Raw genomic sequence first — 15674 nt, 5'->3', positions numbered from 1 at the left:
AAAAGACCGCGGCATTTTAGCCTGCGGTCTTTGCCGTTACTTTTTAAAATGATACGGCAGGGTGGCGACGATTATGTCCTTCTTCCAAAACAGCCGGACGCGGAGCAAGAAGGCTGATTGGTTGTGAAGGATGGTCTGCCAGCGTTTTTTCGTGATGAATTGCGGAAACAGCACCATCACGGAGAACTGTTCTTTTTTCGCTTTCTGTTCGACCGTTTCTAAAAACTTATCAAACGGATGAACCAGACTGCGGTATGAGGAATGCAGGGTGACGAGGCGGACGCCGTTATGAAGTTCTTCCCAGCGCTTTTCTACCTTTTTTTCGTTTTCTCTGTCAAAGGAAACATGAACCGCAATGACCTGATCTGATAATGATTTCGCATACTGAATCGATTTTTGGACGACGGTGGTGACACCGGCGACAGGCACGATGACGACGGTTCCCCTGATTTCCTCAGGCTGCTGATCAACGACCCGCAGCTGTTCGCCGACCGCGGTGTAGTGATTTTTAATGACGAAAAACAGCATGACGACAGCAGGCATGAATAACAGCACCGGCCAGACAAGATTGAACTTCGTCGCGAATAAAATGCACAGCACCATAAATGAAATGGCGGCGCCGCATGAGTTAATTAGCATTTTTACCGCCCAGCCCTTCGGCTTCTGCCTGATCCACTTGATGCACATTCCCGTCTGCGACAGCGTAAACGGAATGAACACGCCGACGGCATAAAGCGGAATTAAATGTTCCGTGCGGCCGCCGAATAAAAGAATGAGCAGGATGGACGCGATACCGAGAAAGATGATGCCGTTTGAAAAGCCTAACCGGTCGCCGCGGACCGTAAACATTCTCGGCATATACTGATCGCGCGCTAAATTAAACGCCAGCTGCGGAAATGCGGAAAAGCCCGTATTCGCCGCAAGCACGAGAATCAATGATGTAACGCCTTGAATGAAATAATACACCGTATGGCGGCCGAAGGTTTCCGCGGCGATTTGTGAAATAACGGTCTCGTTAGGCTTCGGACCCGTGCCGTAGCCGTACGCCAGCACCGTAATCCCCGTAAATAAGATCGCCAGCAGAATCCCCATCATGGCCAAAGTGCGGGCCGCGTTTTTTGCCGGAGGATTTTTAAAGGCCGGGATCGCGTTTGAAATGGCTTCAACACCGGTCAGTGCCGAACAGCCCGAAGAAAAGGCCTTCAGCAATAAAAACAGCGTGATGCCCGCCACAGGTGTGCCGATCGGCGTGTGTTCGGCCGGATGAACCTGGCCCGTCATGAGCTTAAACAGCCCGACGACGATCAAAAGGACAAGCGCCGCCACAAACAGATAGACGGGATACGCCAAAATGGACGCCGACTCTGACAGCCCTCTCAAATTTAAAATCATAATCAGAATCACAAGCAAAACAGCAATGAGCAAATGATACGGGTGCAGGGCCGGAAATGCCGATGTAATCGCGTCAGTTCCGGCAGAAATGCTTACCGCCACCGTCAGAATATAATCAACAAGCAATGAGCCGCCCGCAATCAGGCCGGGCTTCTCACCAAGATTTTCTTTAGAAACCATATAAGCGCCTCCGCCTTGCGGATAAGCGTAAATAATCTGTCTGTAGGACAGAATCAAAGCAAGCAGCAAAATGAGAACACCCGCTGCGATCGGAATGGAATACCAAAACGCGGCCGCGCTTACCGCAGCCAAAATGATCAGAATCTGTTCCGTTCCGTAAGCAACTGATGACAGCGCGTCTGAAGAAAGCATGGCGAGCGCCTTGAGTTTCGTGAGTTTCTGCTCTCCGGCCGCCTGTGATTTCAGCGGTTTCCCAATCAAAAATCTTTTGATTGAATGGTACATTTTTTGTCTTCCCCTTTTTTTCATTTTCCGTTTGATTTACAAACCCTTACTGCTATGATGTCTCTGAATAACGATTGCATGCCATATTTCGGCACAGCAAAAAGACACAGAGGCAAACGGATGCCCCTGCGCCATAATCGTGCACAGGTTTCATTCATCTCCTCTCATGAACGCTTACGAGGTTAGCTGTCGGATTCGGGCTGATGAGAGTTGGCCCTACCTGAAAAAGGATTCACCCCAAGCGGCATTACGCGCCGCAAATTGGTTCCCCCGCTCTGATTACAGATTAAGCGATATAGATTATAAAAGAGATCATACTCCCGTCCCGTTCAGTTGTAAAGGGGCTTTTATGCTGTTTCAAAAATAAAAAAATCACCGCCAAAAATGGAAATAAAAATACAAAAAAAGAGGCCTGTTAACGGCCTCTTTTTCCATCATTACTCTTCGCTTTTTTCATGATCCGCTTTTCTTTTTTTCCTTCTTGCCGTCAGCCAGATCAGACCGGCTGCAATGATCATAAGCGCCGCGAAAACAGCAATATACGTAACGTTCAGTGCTGCGGACCGGCTCTTCGTATCAGCCGCCGGACTGCTGTCATCGGACTTGATTTGCTGATGATTCGAAAACAGCTGCCGGCCGGCCGTTTCGTTAATGACGGTTGCGGCATCGCTTGTGCTGTCTAAAAAGCTGATCAGCTCTTTTGTGACAGACGCGCCGCTTCCTGATAACGGAGCAAAAACAGCGATGCTCCGGCCGGAGTCCCAAGGTGATTCCTGGGTAAACGCGACTTGTTTCGTCGTCTCATTAAGCATCTGAAACGAAGAAACATCGTACGCGCCGCTGCGGTCTGACGGCACGAGAAGCTTAGAGGCGTTTGATTTCAAAAGCGGAATTTGCGGCAGGCCTCCGATAAACACAACATTCCGGCCTTTGGCATCCGTTTCCTTCATGTCTGATGCAGTCTTTACGGTAAAGCCGTTTCCGAATGAATCCGCCACCAGAGAAAGTTCTTTCAGTGTCTGTATGTTTACGCCATCCGGGATGACGATCACTGTTTTCTCTTTCCCGCCGCCCGCAAACGGGAGCGGCCATTGCCCGAAATCAGCTTTCTGCGCCGTATCGCTTACCGGATACGTCAGCGTGCTGTTTTTATCAATATAGACCCATTTGTTTTCGTCACGGTCGATACACGGATTGTTATGTTTCAAACCTGATGTGACAAATTGCAGATCAATGTACCTGCTGCTTCGCAAAAGCTTCGGATCAATCGGGATGGAGACGTGGTAAAAGCCGTCTTTATCTTTATTGCCGAGATCATCAAGACGCACCGCATTCGGCTGTCCGTTGACCGTGACGTTCAGCTCCGCTCTCTCGGCGTCATTTGCTGAATCCGCCTTCGTCCGGATCGATTCCGACGTCTTTAATGTAAGTGAAAGCTTGACCTTACCGTCTTTATCAACAGCGGCCGCCGCAGGGTAAAAGAAGTGCTCTGACGCCGTTTTGTTTGATCCGACCGTTACATTTCCCGCGCCGAAGTCCTCTAGTGTCAGTTTATTGCCTGTCTTTTCCGCAGCGGGCTGAAGGCGGCCGATTGTCAAAGTATCTCCGCCCAGCTGGCTTGAATAAGCGCTGTCTGTGATGACGCGGATTTTATCCGTCAGCGTTTTGTCTGATTGCGCCGTGACAAACAGGACGGGCTGCCGTTTGTCCCCTGATGTCAGAACCCGTTCAGCGAGAAGAAGTTTGTTGTCTTCCGCTTTGATGTTCCCGCGTTCGAAAAGTTCTTTTATTTTCCCGTTCCAATGCTGATCAGCGCCGATGACAATTGACGGATTGCTGATTTTGCCGGCGTCGGATTCTTTTACATAGGATACCTTCAGCCTGCTGTCTGCCGTTTTCAGAAATGCTTCTGTTTTGACTGCGGCTTCAGCTTCCGCCGAGGTCGGTTTGTCAGGAAGGATAATATCGGTTTCTTCACCCGTATTGCCTGATTGGGCAAACGGATACGGGAAATGGCCGAGATCCGCTCCCTTTGACTTGCTTGCTTCTGAAAGCACAAGGCGGCTGTCCGGATAAATTTTTATCCAGTTGCCTGACGTATCCTGCCTGACGCAGACGCCCTCTTTTAATACGCCGTAAAATCGTAATGATACATTGTGATAGCCTTGGGCGGATTGGCTTTTGCTGAGATTGAGCTTCACCGTTTTCCGCTTGGAACTGCCGTCAAGCTTTATGGATTTGACGGGTTCATCATCAATGGCGATGGTTAAAGAAGACGGGGCAATTAATAAGTTTGACGCCTCGTAATCAATCAGAAGCGACTGATCCGCATTCGAAGCTCCCGCAGGAATCTGATAGGTCAGCTCTGCGCTGTCTTTCGCCCCGTACAGTGTCATCAGATCGCCAGTCAGCGCCTGCTGCTCTTTTGCGCCGGCGCTTGTTCCGAGGGCGGAACCGTCCGTTTTCAGTTCCCGGGCCGCGGCCGCCTGCCCGTTATACATCAATAGCAAAAGGCCAGTTATCAATATGATCGCTTTTTTCAAAAAGGTCACCCGCTTTTATTTTGATTGTATCGCTCCGTTTTGTACCACTTGACTTCCTGCTTGAACAAGCGGTGCTTGATCTCTGTGAATAATGACCAGATGACGAGCACGATCCAAGCCTGGGAGTATGTAAAGTACATCAGAAATACGATAAAGAAGTTTTGTTTGTTCATTTCTGTTTTTTCAATGCTTAAAGTAATCATGACCTCAGTCATAAACAGGAAAAAGGCCAGTATCCACAAAATCATCGCCAAAAACCCGACTGCCAGATGCAGGTCGTAAAAAAGATTGATGATAAAAATCGTGTTTGACATGATCACACCGAAGAAAAACAAAAAATACGTAAAAAAGAAATAAAACAGATCGAAGATGATCCGCTTGCGTTTCAGCTTAAAAAATTGGGATAAAAACTTGAGAACAACGTATTGGTTGCCGCGCGCCCATCTTGTCCGCTGACGCCACCACACCTTCCATGTCTCAGGCTCCTGCTCCCATGTCACAGCCGCCGGGAAAAAGCGGATATGATAGCCGAGATTATACACGCGGATGGTCAGCTCGGTATCCTCCGCCAGCGCCTTATCATCCCAGCCGCCGAGCTGTTCGATAATGCTCCGCCTGATCGCGAAGTTCGTTCCCGGGATGGTGGCGATTTTGAACCATTTCCATCTGCCGCCCTGCGCCATCCACTGAAAGCAGATGGTTTCAATATTGATAAACTTCGTCAGGATCGTTTTGGCCGCGTTGATGACACGGAATTTCCCGACAACCGCTCCCGCTTTCTCATCATTCATCAGACCGAGAACCAGGTAGTACACCGCCATTTTTTCCGGCGTGTTGTCCGCATCATACACGCAGATCACGTCTCCGTTCGATTCCGCGAACCCTGAGTTCAGCGCCGAAGATTTTCCTTTTCCGGCGTTCGGGGGCTTTGTAATGACCATTTTAATGAAGTCATACTGACGGGAAAATTCATTGACGATGTCTCCCGTCCGGTCGGAGGAGTTATCATTAACGACGATGATCTCAAGCCTGTCTTTCGGATAATACAGATTCACCATCGCCTTCAGCGTCTGCCTGATGACGACCTCTTCGTTATGCGCGGGAATGAGCACGCTGACCTTCGGGAGCTCCCCCATCTTTGCGCGCCATTTCGGAATGTTCCGTTCGAAGGTCATATAATGCCTGAATCCGCCCTGCATCAGAAACATGTGATAGAGAAGCATCACCCATATTAAACTTAATGAGATAAAAAACAGAATGTTACTCAAGGCTCCTTCTCTCCTTAAAAATTCGTTTTTTTAATGTGGCGCGCAAATAAAGGACGTAGCAGGCGAACATGATGATAAACAATAACACCACGCCGGAGAGAATCCAAAGCGCTTTTTCCAGAGGCGTCTGCTGATGGTGATTGAAAAAGGCCGTTATCGGATGAATCTTGTTTTCCACATGAATGGTCCCGTCTCCGTCCGTTTTGATCCTGACGCTGTCCGACGTTACCGTTTGCTTCGTTTTCTTCAGATCGAGCCACTCGCCGCCGGGAATCCGCTCCATTTGATTGACGAGCTCGGGGAGGTATTTCATGCCGAGATACGGATGGTAGAAACCGCCCGCCACTCCGCCGCCGAAATCAATCATCTGCGAAATATGATTCTCCATATCTCCGAGCGGATTTTCCTTTGAGTTATCGGCATAACCGATTGTTTCAGGATACAGCGTCATCCCGTCCAGCATAGCCGGCTTTGAGACGAACGGAGGGGCGCCCGAGGTTTTCCACGTCGTGCCGCTGAGCTGCACTTGTCCGAAAATGCTGGAGAAATAAGAAGATGCGATTTTGTAGCCTTCTTCAGACATCGTATAGTGCGGCGCTTCGAATGACAGCGGGTAAAGGCCGAGCTCTGTCAGATCGTCAATCGCCTGCTCCAGCTTCGTTCTCGTGTAGATTTTTTCTTTTTCACGGAAAGGCTTCACATACGCCCGGTACGCTTTTTCATTCGGAAAATCCTGTTCCTTTTCAAGCTTGACCGGAGTATCATCCGCATTTTCTGACGTAATCGGCTGATCCGCTTTGGCATCCCAAAATTCAAAGCCTTCTCCCGTTTCGCTGTATCGGTATGCGTGCGTGTAGCCGTGAATAATGATGCTGCCGCCCATTTGCTGAAGTTTTTTCAGGACGCTGACCATTTTCGGTTTGTCCGCCAAGTATACTTTTTCTCCGTTTTCCGGATTGAGATAGACCGGAATGACCGCCAGAATAAACGGAATGTGTCTTTTATGCAGGTAAGCGCCCGCTTCGTAAAGCAATGTTTCATCTGACATCGGACTGATGTCTTCAAGCCGCAAATAAAGGAGGGTGCCGCCCGCTGATTCTCCGAATGCGTTGCGCAGCGCTTTCGCCGTCAGAAACGAATCATTTAACAGGCTCGTCACACCGAAATAATAGTCAGAGCGCGCCGTTTTCCACATAAAAGGGCGGGTGCTGCCGTCACCGGACCGGTATGTATAAAGGGGCTTTCCTTTTACTCCCGATACGCCGAGCACGGACATCCCTTTTTCAAGCGGCATGTCTGTTTTTTCTTCTTTGCCGTAAATGCGGTATACCGTTTCTTTCTCTGTCAGGGACAAACCCGCAAATTGGCGGAACTGTCCGGCGTTATAGCCGATGCTGATAAGCTGCTGCGGCATGCTGCTGATCAGAGACACGAATGATGTGCTGAGCTTTTTTTTCGTGACGCCGTAATAGATGACGCGCCGATTCTTTTTGAGGTCCGCGGCTGTGATGTCTCCGTCGCTTTTCACGGTGACGGCGGATGAGAAATGGCCCGCGGTCAGATCAAGCATTTTGACCTCAGCGGTTTCTTTGCCGTCCGTGCTTGTATAAATAATGAGAATGCCGTCCTTTTTGTCTTTTGCTTCCGCCGTAAGGGGAACATAAACCGCCGAAATCATGAAGAGCGCCGAGAGTAAGAGACGTATCCATTTAGAGTTCATTCATCATCATCTCGTTTTCCAGTTCATTTAAAAATTGCTCGGCCGTTTGTAAATCCTTTCGGTACGCCAAGTAACATACACGGAAGGTGATGGAGACGTATTTACCGTTTTGCAGCCGATACGTATCCAATTCCTTTTTCAGCTTCGCCAGAACGGCCGGCATGTGTTCTTCAGGCGTATGGGTCAGCACGATGCCGAACCGTTCGGCGGACGGCCTGAATTTTTTGTCTGTTTCCCGAACGCTTGACCGGATTTGGCGGCTGATAAATGCCAGCAGGCGGTCGGTCTCTTTTTCTCCGTAGAGGGATTTGAATTCCTTGAAATAATGCATGTGCAGCAGCAAAAAGACGAAGGAATTGCCGTAGCGTTCCGCCCGCTTGATCTCCTCGGAAAGCTCCAGCTTCATCCGCAGATGGTTGTCAAAGCCGGTCACCCTGTCGACGGCGACAAAGCTCGTAATCTCTTCACGCAGCTGTTTCACTGAGCGCTCAAGCCCCTTCGCCAACTCGTGAATCCTTCCCGCTATGTAAGAAAAGACGAGCAGCGCAATCCCCCAAATGACCAGCACCTGCAGACTTTCGGCACCGGCAGACGCCATAAAGCTCCCGGTCTGAAACCACAGGAGCAGGCTGCCGAGAACAAATAAGACGAGTAAGGTGATGACGAGCGCGTAGATTGCCCCGAACCATATGCCGGCTCCCGTGACAAGCAATGTGATGCAGGTTATCAGAAGCCCTGCGGATTGCTGAGACGCATAGTAAATAAAAAAAGACAGCAGCACCAGCATAACTGCTGTGTAGCTGCACAGTTTTTGTGATTCATTGAATGATATTTTCATTAAACAATTTCCTTTCAGCCAGAAGCGGCAGCAGGTTATCGAAAGAATGTGTATCGCTCCCGCTCATATAGCCGCCGTAATCGGGTTTCAGCGTGTCCAGTGTTTCAAATGAAGTCATTCTTTCATAAAGCGGCTTGATGACAGCCGGATCAGCTTTTTGTTCTGCTAAAAAAAGAACGGCCAGGGCGTAAACGGACGGTGATTCGTATTGAACCGCCGGCTCCTTCGTGTCTGCGCTGTATCGTCCGTACAGCTGTCCGCGCGACTTAAATTCCTTTATAATCCATTTCGACAGCACAGCGGCTTTGCCATCGCCCCGCTTCAGATTCACGGCGGCATACAGCTGGTCGATAACATTGACTTCGCTGTCATATTTGTATTCCTTAGTTTCGGTATTGAACGATTTCGGCAAAAAACCATTTTTCAGGGGCGCAAGATTGAGAACATCGAGGTTCCGGTTTTCCGTTTTCTCATCGATAATCCCCTTTTCTCTGAGCATCTGTAAGGCGCCGGGATCGACATAGGACAACGTCACGGTCTTTGACGCGGCATTTGAAGCGGCATCATAATAATCCGTAAAATACCCGTCATTCGTATTGTATTTTTCCAGCGCCTTCCCGATCTGCACCGCTGTTTTCCCGTATTCACTGTTTCCCCATAGGGTTCCGGCCTCATTCAGACAGTTCATGATTCTGAAATCGTCAATTAAGGCATTGGTGCCGCTCGCTTTATTCCCGTCAATCTTCCACGACACGAGCTCGTTTTTCGTCAGAAACGAATCGGTGAGAAGCTGATATTGCGCTTGAAACTGCCGTTCATCTTTCCTGTTCAGCAAAAATGCCATCCATAGTCCGAGAGACTCTGATAAATATTCCGGCTCACCGGTTATGTTCGTCCGGATCATCCCCCGCCCGTTCATCAATTTATGATAAATAAAATGCTCTGCGGGCTGAAGCGGCACGGACGGTTCGGCTGCCGCCTGTTTTTTAGTGCCGGCCTCCGCGCACCCCGCCGTCAGAACGATCGAAATCAAAAGGATCATCAGACGAAAAACGAATTGCTTCACAGTCCATCCTCCTATTTTATAAATCCTTTTTTAGACCCATATCTTATTTTTTCACAAAGTATTTTTACTATATAGGAAACGATAAAAGAATACTAGCATTTTTTCACATTGGGAAATTTTAAATGGGAGCGCCGTCTGCTCACCTTTTCCCTCTTCGTCTGGATCGTATTCCCATTACAGTTAAAAACACAACAAAAGGCAGCATTTCTTTACAAATGCTGCCTTTCTCTGATCTATTTATCCAGGCCGAGTTTTTTCAGCTGTTCTGCCAGCGCGTTGTTCATCGGCTCCTCTTTGTTTTGGCTTTTCATATAAGAGTTGATGTCCCGCTTGGATGCGCGTCCGGATTTATCTTTCGCCTTGCGCTTTTCAAAGACGGACAGTTTCTCCCGGTGGCCGCATACACATGCGAAGGTTTGGCCTTCGCCCTGGCCGCGAAGCTCCATTTTCTTATGACAGTTCGGACAGCGGGCGTTTGTTTTTCTTGCCAGCGTTTTCCGGCTGCCGCACTCACGATCCTGACATACGAGCATCGTGCCGCGTTTGCCGTTGACTTTAAGCATCATTTTGCCGCAATCAGGGCAGGCGGTGCCTGAAATGTTGTCATGTCTGAAGGTTTGGCTGCTGTTTTTGATTTCCTTCACCGTTTTGCCCGCATATGTTTTCATGTCTTTAATGAACACGGCGGATTTCAGTTTGCCCGCTGCGATGGCGGAGAGCTTTTGCTCCCACTCAGCGGTTAAGGCCGGTGATTTTAAATCTTCCGGGACGAGCTGTAAGAGCTGCTTCCCTTTTGACGTAATGAAAATATCTTTTTCTTTTTTCTCGATCAAGAAACTGTTGAACAGTTTTTCAATGATATCAGCGCGGGTGGCCACTGTTCCGAGTCCGCCGGTTTCACCCAATGTTTTCACAAGGTTCTTCTCTTCTCCCTGCATAAAGGCGCTTGGGTTCTCCATCGCGGATAACAGCGTGCCTTCATTAAAGCGCGCCGGCGGTTTCGTCTGTCCGCTCGTTTCTTTCAGTGATGAGACAGTGAGGCGCTGACCCTGCTGAAGATCCGGGAGCGTCTGGTCTTTGTCTTCCTCATGATCGTCGTCATCCTCGTACATATCATACACAGCTTTCCAGCCAGGCGATTGAACCGTTTTCCCTTTTGCGGTAAATGTTTCGCCGCCGATATCGGCTGTGACCTTTGTTTCTTCGTATTCGAACGCCGGCATTAACACGGCGAGAAAACGTTTGGCAATCAGGTCGTAAAGCTTTCGTTCTTTGTCGCTGAGGCTTGAAAGGATCAGCGGCTCCTCTGTCGGAATGATGGCATGGTGATCCGATACTTTCGCATCATTGACGAATCCTTTATGCGCTTTGACGCCCCGCTTCAGTATTTGATTGACGTACTGTGCGTACGGCTTAACTTCCATGCCGTTTAAACGGTCTTTTAAAGTCGGCACGATGTCTGCGGAAAGGAATCTGGAATCCGTCCGCGGGTAAGTGACAAGCTTATGCTGTTCATACAGCTTTTGAAGCACGGACAGCGTCTCTTTTGCGGAGAAACCGAAGCGCTTATGAGCGTCCCGCTGCAATTCCGTCAAGTCGTAAAGACCGGGAGCGAAGCTTTTCTTCGCCGTTTTTTTCAATTCTGAAATGACCGCCGGCTTTCCTTGCAGGTCTTTTACCAAACGGCCGGTCACCGTCTGATCGAATGTTCTTGTCTGCTTTGTTTTTTTATCCTGCCATGTCAGCGTCATCTGATCAGCAGCCGCACGGAGACCGTAATAAGGAACGGGTTTGAACGCCTGAATGTCCGCTTCACGCTTGGCGATCATCGCCAGTGTCGGAGTCTGGACGCGTCCGCATGACAGCTGTGCGTTAAATTTCGTCGTCAGGGCGCGGGTCGCGTTGATGCCGACGATCCAATCCGCTTCCGCTCTGGCAACGGCGGAATGATACAGGTTTTCGTACTCTTTGCCGCTGCGGAGCTTTTGAAATCCTTCTTTAATCGACTTATCCGTCACAGAGGAAATCCACAGCCGCTTAATCGGTTTGCGGACGTTTGCCTTTTCGATAATCCAGCGGGCCACAAGCTCCCCTTCCCGTCCTGCGTCTGTAGCGATTACGATCTGGCTGACGTCTTTCCGGACAAGCTGAGCTTTGACCGCATTGAACTGTTTTCCTGTTTTTTTAATGACGACGAGCTTCAAAGGCTCCGGAATAATCGGCAGATCCTCAAGCCGCCATGATTGAAATTCTTTGCCGTATCCTTCAGGGTCAGCGAGCGTTACCAGATGCCCGAGCGCCCATGTGACGATGTAGCGGTCGCCTTCAAGATATCCGTTTCCTTTTTTATGACACTTCAGAACGCGGGCCAAGTCCCGGCCGACTGAAGGTTTTTCAGCTAATACAACTGTTTTTGACATGCTTTTCACTTCTCTTTCTTTCACAATCATCCTGTTATTATAACAGACTTCCTCACGCTCTCTCTAATCGAGGACGTTTTTTGTGTCAATTTCTGAGAAAATGACGTGGGTCACGGTTTGGGCATACGGAGAGGTGCGGTTGATGAAGTGTTCGATCGTTTCCAGGCTGTCCGCGTTCATCTTCAGCATATAACACGCCGCCCCGGCGACCCGAAAACAAAATTCAATGTTGGGAATGGATTGAATGTAGGTTTTAAATTGATCGTATTTTCCGTTTTTCACTGTCGCTTCGACAATGCAGGAAACAGGAAGCCCGATCTTTTTTTGATCAATGTCCAATGTATAGCGCTTAATGACGCCGAAGGATTCAAGCTGTCTGACACGCTCTGTGACGGACGGAGCTGACAATTTGATTTTTCTGCCCAGTTCCCGCATGGACAGGCGGCTGTCCCTTTGGAGCTCTTTGATGATGCTCAGATCCACATTATCTAGTTTCATGACTGTAGTCCTTCCTTACCCTTTTGGCTATATTATCAAGAGAAATCCGAAAAATGACAAGAACAACAGGCTGAAATCATGAAGGTTTTTTCAGGAACTGACGCGAAATGGTCATATTAGGACTGCCCTTTGCTTATAGTATAGAGGAAAAAAGATGTCCGACAGGAGGGAGCTGTATGTTACACACGCCGATCGGCAGACTTCGCACGATGGGGTTTATTGAAGGAATGTCGCTTTTGGTGCTGCTGTTTATCGCGATGCCGCTGAAGTATTGGGCTCATCATCCGCTCGCCGTCACCATTGCCGGTTCCATTCACGGCGGTTTGTTTATCATTTATCTGGCGGTGCTGGCGTATGCGGCGTTTACTGTCAAATGGCATGTGAAATGGTCAGCCGCCGGTTTTATCGCGGCCTTTATTCCGTTCGGTAATTTTATTTATGATCGCGGCCTGAGACATTATCAATAAAAAAGCTCCTCTTCTGCAGAGGAGCTTTTTTCATGCGTTACATCCATTTCGTCACCCAGGCGATATAATAAGCGCCGGGGATGAATACGAGCTGGGCGAGAAGCGTACCAGCGACCCTTGATGTGACCATCGTCAATGATGTCCATTTTAAGGAGACGTAGCTGCGCTTGCCCTTCGCCACATCGTCTGCCAGTACGGAGACTTTCGGGTCAACAAACACAGCCAACAGCATAGTCGCAACTCCGTTGATTAAGCCTGATGCCATCACGGCGGTCGTGCTGTGCTCAGGCGCCAGAAGGCCGGCGTACAGAGCTGACAGAACACCGATCGTGTAAATAGATGTAATGACCATATTAATGACAAACAAGCGTTTCGGAATCATTCGGAATTGAAGCCCTTTTAAATAGGAGACTGACGGCAGTCTGATATAAGAACGCGCATGCTTCAGCCCGTTCAGTGAAAATCCTTTTTTAAATACCTGCATGACGGAGCCTCCTCCGTCCGCCAAGTGTATAATCGCCCTGGAGAATAACGCGACGAATGTCGGCAAAAGACAGATGCCGAGCATCGTTCCGATCGTGGAGCCGAATATTAAAAATCGAAACTGAGCACCCACAACAGACAGGGCGTTTGATCCGGCGGCATCAATCAGATGTCCGGTAAACGGCTGCTGAACCATGTTTGACATGCGCGACACGATGACCATGACATTAAATAATGACAGTGCGGACGCGATAAATCCGACTCTCGCGCCGGAAAGCCGTGTTGCATAGGCAAGCGTTTCAATCGAATGTATCAGCAGCAGAAAACAGAAGATAAACAGTACTTGTGAAGTAATAACGTGCAATGTATGATTCCTCCAAATCTTTTCTACTGATTAGACTCTGCAGACTGCGGCGAGGTTTCGGCCGATTACATAAAAAAACCGCCCGGATGCCCGGAGCGGTTTTGTCTTATTCTTTTCTTACGCAAATAAATAATATATGGTTGCCCGCCTTAGCCCGCGGGTGATTCGTGTATTAACAGTTCCGACAGAATCATTCTTCGAAAGTAAACACCATGGAAGTTCTTGAACACAAGACAACGAAAGCCCTACCTCTCAATCGTCACTGCGGCTCCGAAGCCGCGCCGGTGTGAATTGTAAAACAAAAAGTCTTTTTTCCATCTCTTCGTTAGGGGCGAATATCAGAAGGAAAAGAATAAGCTCAGCTTTTTTTCAAGCTGTCCGTTGAAGCCTGAAGCTTCTATATCAAAACAGAAAAAAGAAGTTTACTTTCTTTTTTATTTGCATGTTGTCACTTAGCAGTTAAGTATAACAGATTGCCCCTGAATAATCAAATGATTTATTAAAGTTCCAGCTCGGCCGGCGTTTTTTCACCCGCGTTCATGAGCTTGATCTGCTTCGGTTCAATTTCAAGAATCACCAGGTTCGGATCGTCTTTTCCGTCAAACCAGCGTTCCAGTTTCGGATCCCACAGCTTTTCTTTTAAATCGGCTGAGTTGTTCAGTTTGGCGGTTCCGGCCACTTCCACATAAGCGTCTCCGAATCCTTCACAGTCATACCCTAACAAGATATGAACATTCGGATTGTTTTCAATTTCCTCCGCTTTATGAGTGTCTTTGCTTGTCGGCGTGTAAATCGTTAAGCCGTCATGGAAAAATGTCATGTAGCGGGAATGCGGTTTGCCTTGCTCTACCGTCGCAAGCGAACCGACTTTATGATGATCCAGTACTTCAAGCACTTTTTCTTTGATTTCATTTTGATTCATGAAGAATCACTCCTTTTTAACGTCTCCGCTTTTACTTTTCCACATTGGGGAGACATTTAAACCAAGAAATGTGCTCTTCTGCCGATCTTCGCTCCATTCCCGCTTCAGCATGCTGTAGTTCACCGTGTCATGATAGGCGCCCTGTACGGAAATGCCTTCTCTCGTCAGTCCTTCTTTCTGAAATCCGAGCCGCTCCGCCACTGCCCTGCTTTTCATGTTTTTTTCAGCCGCGCTGATCATAATGCGGTTCAGGCCGAGATCCTGAAATGCATGGGTGATGACCGCCCGGCAGCTTGCGGTGATAATGCCGAATCCTTCATGCTCTCGATCCAGCCAGTAGCCGATCTCTGCTTTTTGATTGGCTGTATCGGCATTATGGATGCTGATCATGCCGCAAAACCGGCCCTTCACAAAAATTCCGGCGTCAAACCCATTTTCTTCCGCGTATTTATAGCGCCATTCGGGGATGATCACATCGCGGTACGTATCGATATCAGCCAGTTCTTCCGCCCAGCTGAGCCATTCGCTGAGATGGTTTTGATTTCGCTTCATAACAGAATACAATTCGTCCGTATCTTCTTTGGCAAGCAATCTGATCGTCAGATGTTCCCGGATTTGACAGGAAAACACGATCACACCTTCTTTCCTTTATTAGCCATTATACAGGTAAATTCATTTTTTTCCATACAAAAAAGATGAGGCGTGCAGCCTCATCCTTAAATGCGCGGGTCGGTGAAAATGTCGTGATCATCCGTGCTTGTCGATGACATTTCCGTGACGACCGCCCCTTCTTCTCCCGCTTGAAACCAATGCTTCGTATCCGGCGGAATGGTGTATTGTCCGCCCGGCTCAAGCACAATCTCATGCCAGACGGTGTAGTATTCCTTGTCATCTTCCGGCGGGAGGACGCTTGGGTTCTCTGTCTTTTCGCCTTCCACATAGAGATACACCTTCCCCCAGCGGCAGCGGAATGTCTCTTGTTTTCCCTTCTCGCCGCCGACCGGCGGATGGCGGTGTTCCGGACACGTCTGGCGCGGGAAGAGCACCAATTCTTTCGAACAGTAGCGGTCGGTATTCACGTAAATAAACAGCTGAAGCCCGGTTTCCTCAAGCTTGCCTAAGCCGTAATCCATGATTTGAATGTCTTCGACTTCATTACCAGTCAGAACGATTCCCGCTTTTTGATAGTATGCATTCACATCATGTTTCGATATCGTCATGCTTCAGC

13 protein-coding genes and 1 riboswitch are annotated in these 15674 nt (G+C 48.7%); of the genes, 1 reads left to right on the top strand and 12 read right to left on the bottom strand.

Annotated features, from left to right (window positions below; translation table 11 throughout):
- Positions 1–36: 36 nt before the first annotated feature.
- From JNUCC22_RS02225 to JNUCC22_RS02190, 8 genes are all read right to left on the bottom strand, one after another.
- Positions 37–1857 (bottom strand): APC family permease, encoded by a 1821-nt coding sequence (locus JNUCC22_RS02225; RefSeq protein ID WP_020955344.1) that lies wholly within the window; start codon positions 1855–1857, stop codon positions 37–39.
- 156 nt (positions 1858–2013) lie between these two features.
- A riboswitch (cyclic di-AMP (ydaO/yuaA leader) is annotated at positions 2014–2160 on the bottom strand.
- A 134-nt stretch (positions 2161–2294) separates the two neighbouring features.
- A complete protein-coding gene (locus JNUCC22_RS02220; RefSeq protein ID WP_038456990.1) occupies positions 2295–4400 on the bottom strand; it encodes a cellulose biosynthesis cyclic di-GMP-binding regulatory protein BcsB in 2106 nt (701 codons plus the stop codon).
- A gap of 5 nt (positions 4401–4405) precedes the next feature.
- Positions 4406–5668 carry a glycosyltransferase family 2 protein gene (locus JNUCC22_RS02215; RefSeq protein ID WP_017419244.1) on the bottom strand — a complete coding sequence of 421 codons (1263 nt, stop codon included), beginning with the start codon at positions 5666–5668 and terminating at the stop codon, positions 4406–4408.
- Positions 5661–7388, bottom strand: coding sequence for a DUF2334 domain-containing protein (locus JNUCC22_RS02210; protein WP_085341739.1), 1728 nt, complete (start codon positions 7386–7388; stop codon positions 5661–5663). The genes JNUCC22_RS02215 and JNUCC22_RS02210 overlap by 8 nt, the downstream gene beginning before the upstream one ends.
- On the bottom strand, positions 7378–8226 hold the full coding sequence (locus JNUCC22_RS02205; protein WP_085341738.1) for a diguanylate cyclase domain-containing protein: 849 nt from the start codon (positions 8224–8226) through the stop codon (positions 7378–7380). The genes JNUCC22_RS02210 and JNUCC22_RS02205 overlap by 11 nt, the downstream gene beginning before the upstream one ends.
- Positions 8207–9292 carry a lipoprotein YdaJ gene (locus tag JNUCC22_RS02200; RefSeq protein ID WP_216062096.1) on the bottom strand — a complete coding sequence of 362 codons (1086 nt, stop codon included), beginning with the start codon at positions 9290–9292 and terminating at the stop codon, positions 8207–8209. The genes JNUCC22_RS02205 and JNUCC22_RS02200 overlap by 20 nt, the downstream gene beginning before the upstream one ends.
- A gap of 233 nt (positions 9293–9525) precedes the next feature.
- The gene (locus tag JNUCC22_RS02195; protein ID WP_216062095.1) at positions 9526–11712 is read right to left on the bottom strand and encodes a DNA topoisomerase III; all 2187 of its coding nucleotides are present in this window, start codon (positions 11710–11712) and stop codon (positions 9526–9528) included.
- A gap of 63 nt (positions 11713–11775) precedes the next feature.
- Positions 11776–12210, bottom strand: coding sequence for a transcriptional regulator LrpC (locus tag JNUCC22_RS02190; protein ID WP_007410180.1), 435 nt, complete (start codon positions 12208–12210; stop codon positions 11776–11778).
- Between the two features lie 176 nt (positions 12211–12386).
- Here JNUCC22_RS02190 and JNUCC22_RS02185 point away from each other — a divergent pair, with 176 nt between their 5' ends.
- Positions 12387–12677: a DUF3817 domain-containing protein gene (locus JNUCC22_RS02185; RefSeq protein WP_007410179.1), complete on the top strand. Its 291-nt coding sequence runs from the start codon at positions 12387–12389 to the stop codon at positions 12675–12677.
- Positions 12678–12714: 37 nt separating this feature from the next.
- Here the strand turns inward: JNUCC22_RS02185 and JNUCC22_RS02180 are convergent, their stop codons facing one another.
- From JNUCC22_RS02180 to JNUCC22_RS02165, 4 genes are all read right to left on the bottom strand, one after another.
- Positions 12715–13524 (bottom strand): lipid II flippase Amj, encoded by an 810-nt coding sequence (locus JNUCC22_RS02180; RefSeq protein WP_047935239.1) that lies wholly within the window; start codon positions 13522–13524, stop codon positions 12715–12717.
- 499 nt (positions 13525–14023) lie between these two features.
- Entirely contained in the window at positions 14024–14446 is a 423-nt protein-coding gene (locus JNUCC22_RS02175) for a pyridoxamine 5'-phosphate oxidase family protein (RefSeq protein WP_003156270.1), read from the bottom strand.
- Between the two features lie 6 nt (positions 14447–14452).
- Entirely contained in the window at positions 14453–15076 is a 624-nt protein-coding gene (locus JNUCC22_RS02170; RefSeq protein ID WP_216062094.1) for a GNAT family N-acetyltransferase, read from the bottom strand.
- Positions 15077–15162: 86 nt separating this feature from the next.
- Positions 15163–15666, bottom strand: coding sequence for a D-lyxose/D-mannose family sugar isomerase (locus tag JNUCC22_RS02165; RefSeq protein WP_060563097.1), 504 nt, complete (start codon positions 15664–15666; stop codon positions 15163–15165).
- Between the last annotated feature and the right edge of the window lie 8 nt (positions 15667–15674).

Source organism: Bacillus sp. JNUCC-22 (genome assembly GCF_018861275.1).
Taxonomy (GTDB): Bacteria; Bacillota; Bacilli; order Bacillales; family Bacillaceae; genus Bacillus; species Bacillus velezensis.
Note: the sequence above shows the minus strand (reverse complement) of the source record. Positions and strands in the feature narration are given on the sequence as shown.

Bases quoted from the DNA above. Each gene is read 5' to 3' on its own strand.
- JNUCC22_RS02225 (WP_020955344.1), bottom strand. From the start codon at position 1,857: ATGTACCATTCAATCAAAAGATTTTTGATTGGGAAACCGCTGAAATCA.
- JNUCC22_RS02210 (WP_085341739.1), bottom strand. From the start codon at position 7,388: ATGAACTCTAAATGGATACGTCTCTTACTCTCGGCGCTCTTCATGATT.
- JNUCC22_RS02205 (WP_085341738.1), bottom strand. From the start codon at position 8,226: ATGAAAATATCATTCAATGAATCACAAAAACTGTGCAGCTACACAGCA.
- JNUCC22_RS02195 (WP_216062095.1), bottom strand. From the start codon at position 11,712: ATGTCAAAAACAGTTGTATTAGCTGAAAAACCTTCAGTCGGCCGGGAC.
- JNUCC22_RS02190 (WP_007410180.1), bottom strand. From the start codon at position 12,210: ATGAAACTAGATAATGTGGATCTGAGCATCATCAAAGAGCTCCAAAGG.
- JNUCC22_RS02185 (WP_007410179.1), top strand. From the start codon at position 12,387: ATGTTACACACGCCGATCGGCAGACTTCGCACGATGGGGTTTATTGAA.
- JNUCC22_RS02175 (WP_003156270.1), bottom strand. From the start codon at position 14,446: ATGAATCAAAATGAAATCAAAGAAAAAGTGCTTGAAGTACTGGATCAT.
- JNUCC22_RS02165 (WP_060563097.1), bottom strand. From the start codon at position 15,666: ATGACGATATCGAAACATGATGTGAATGCATACTATCAAAAAGCGGGA.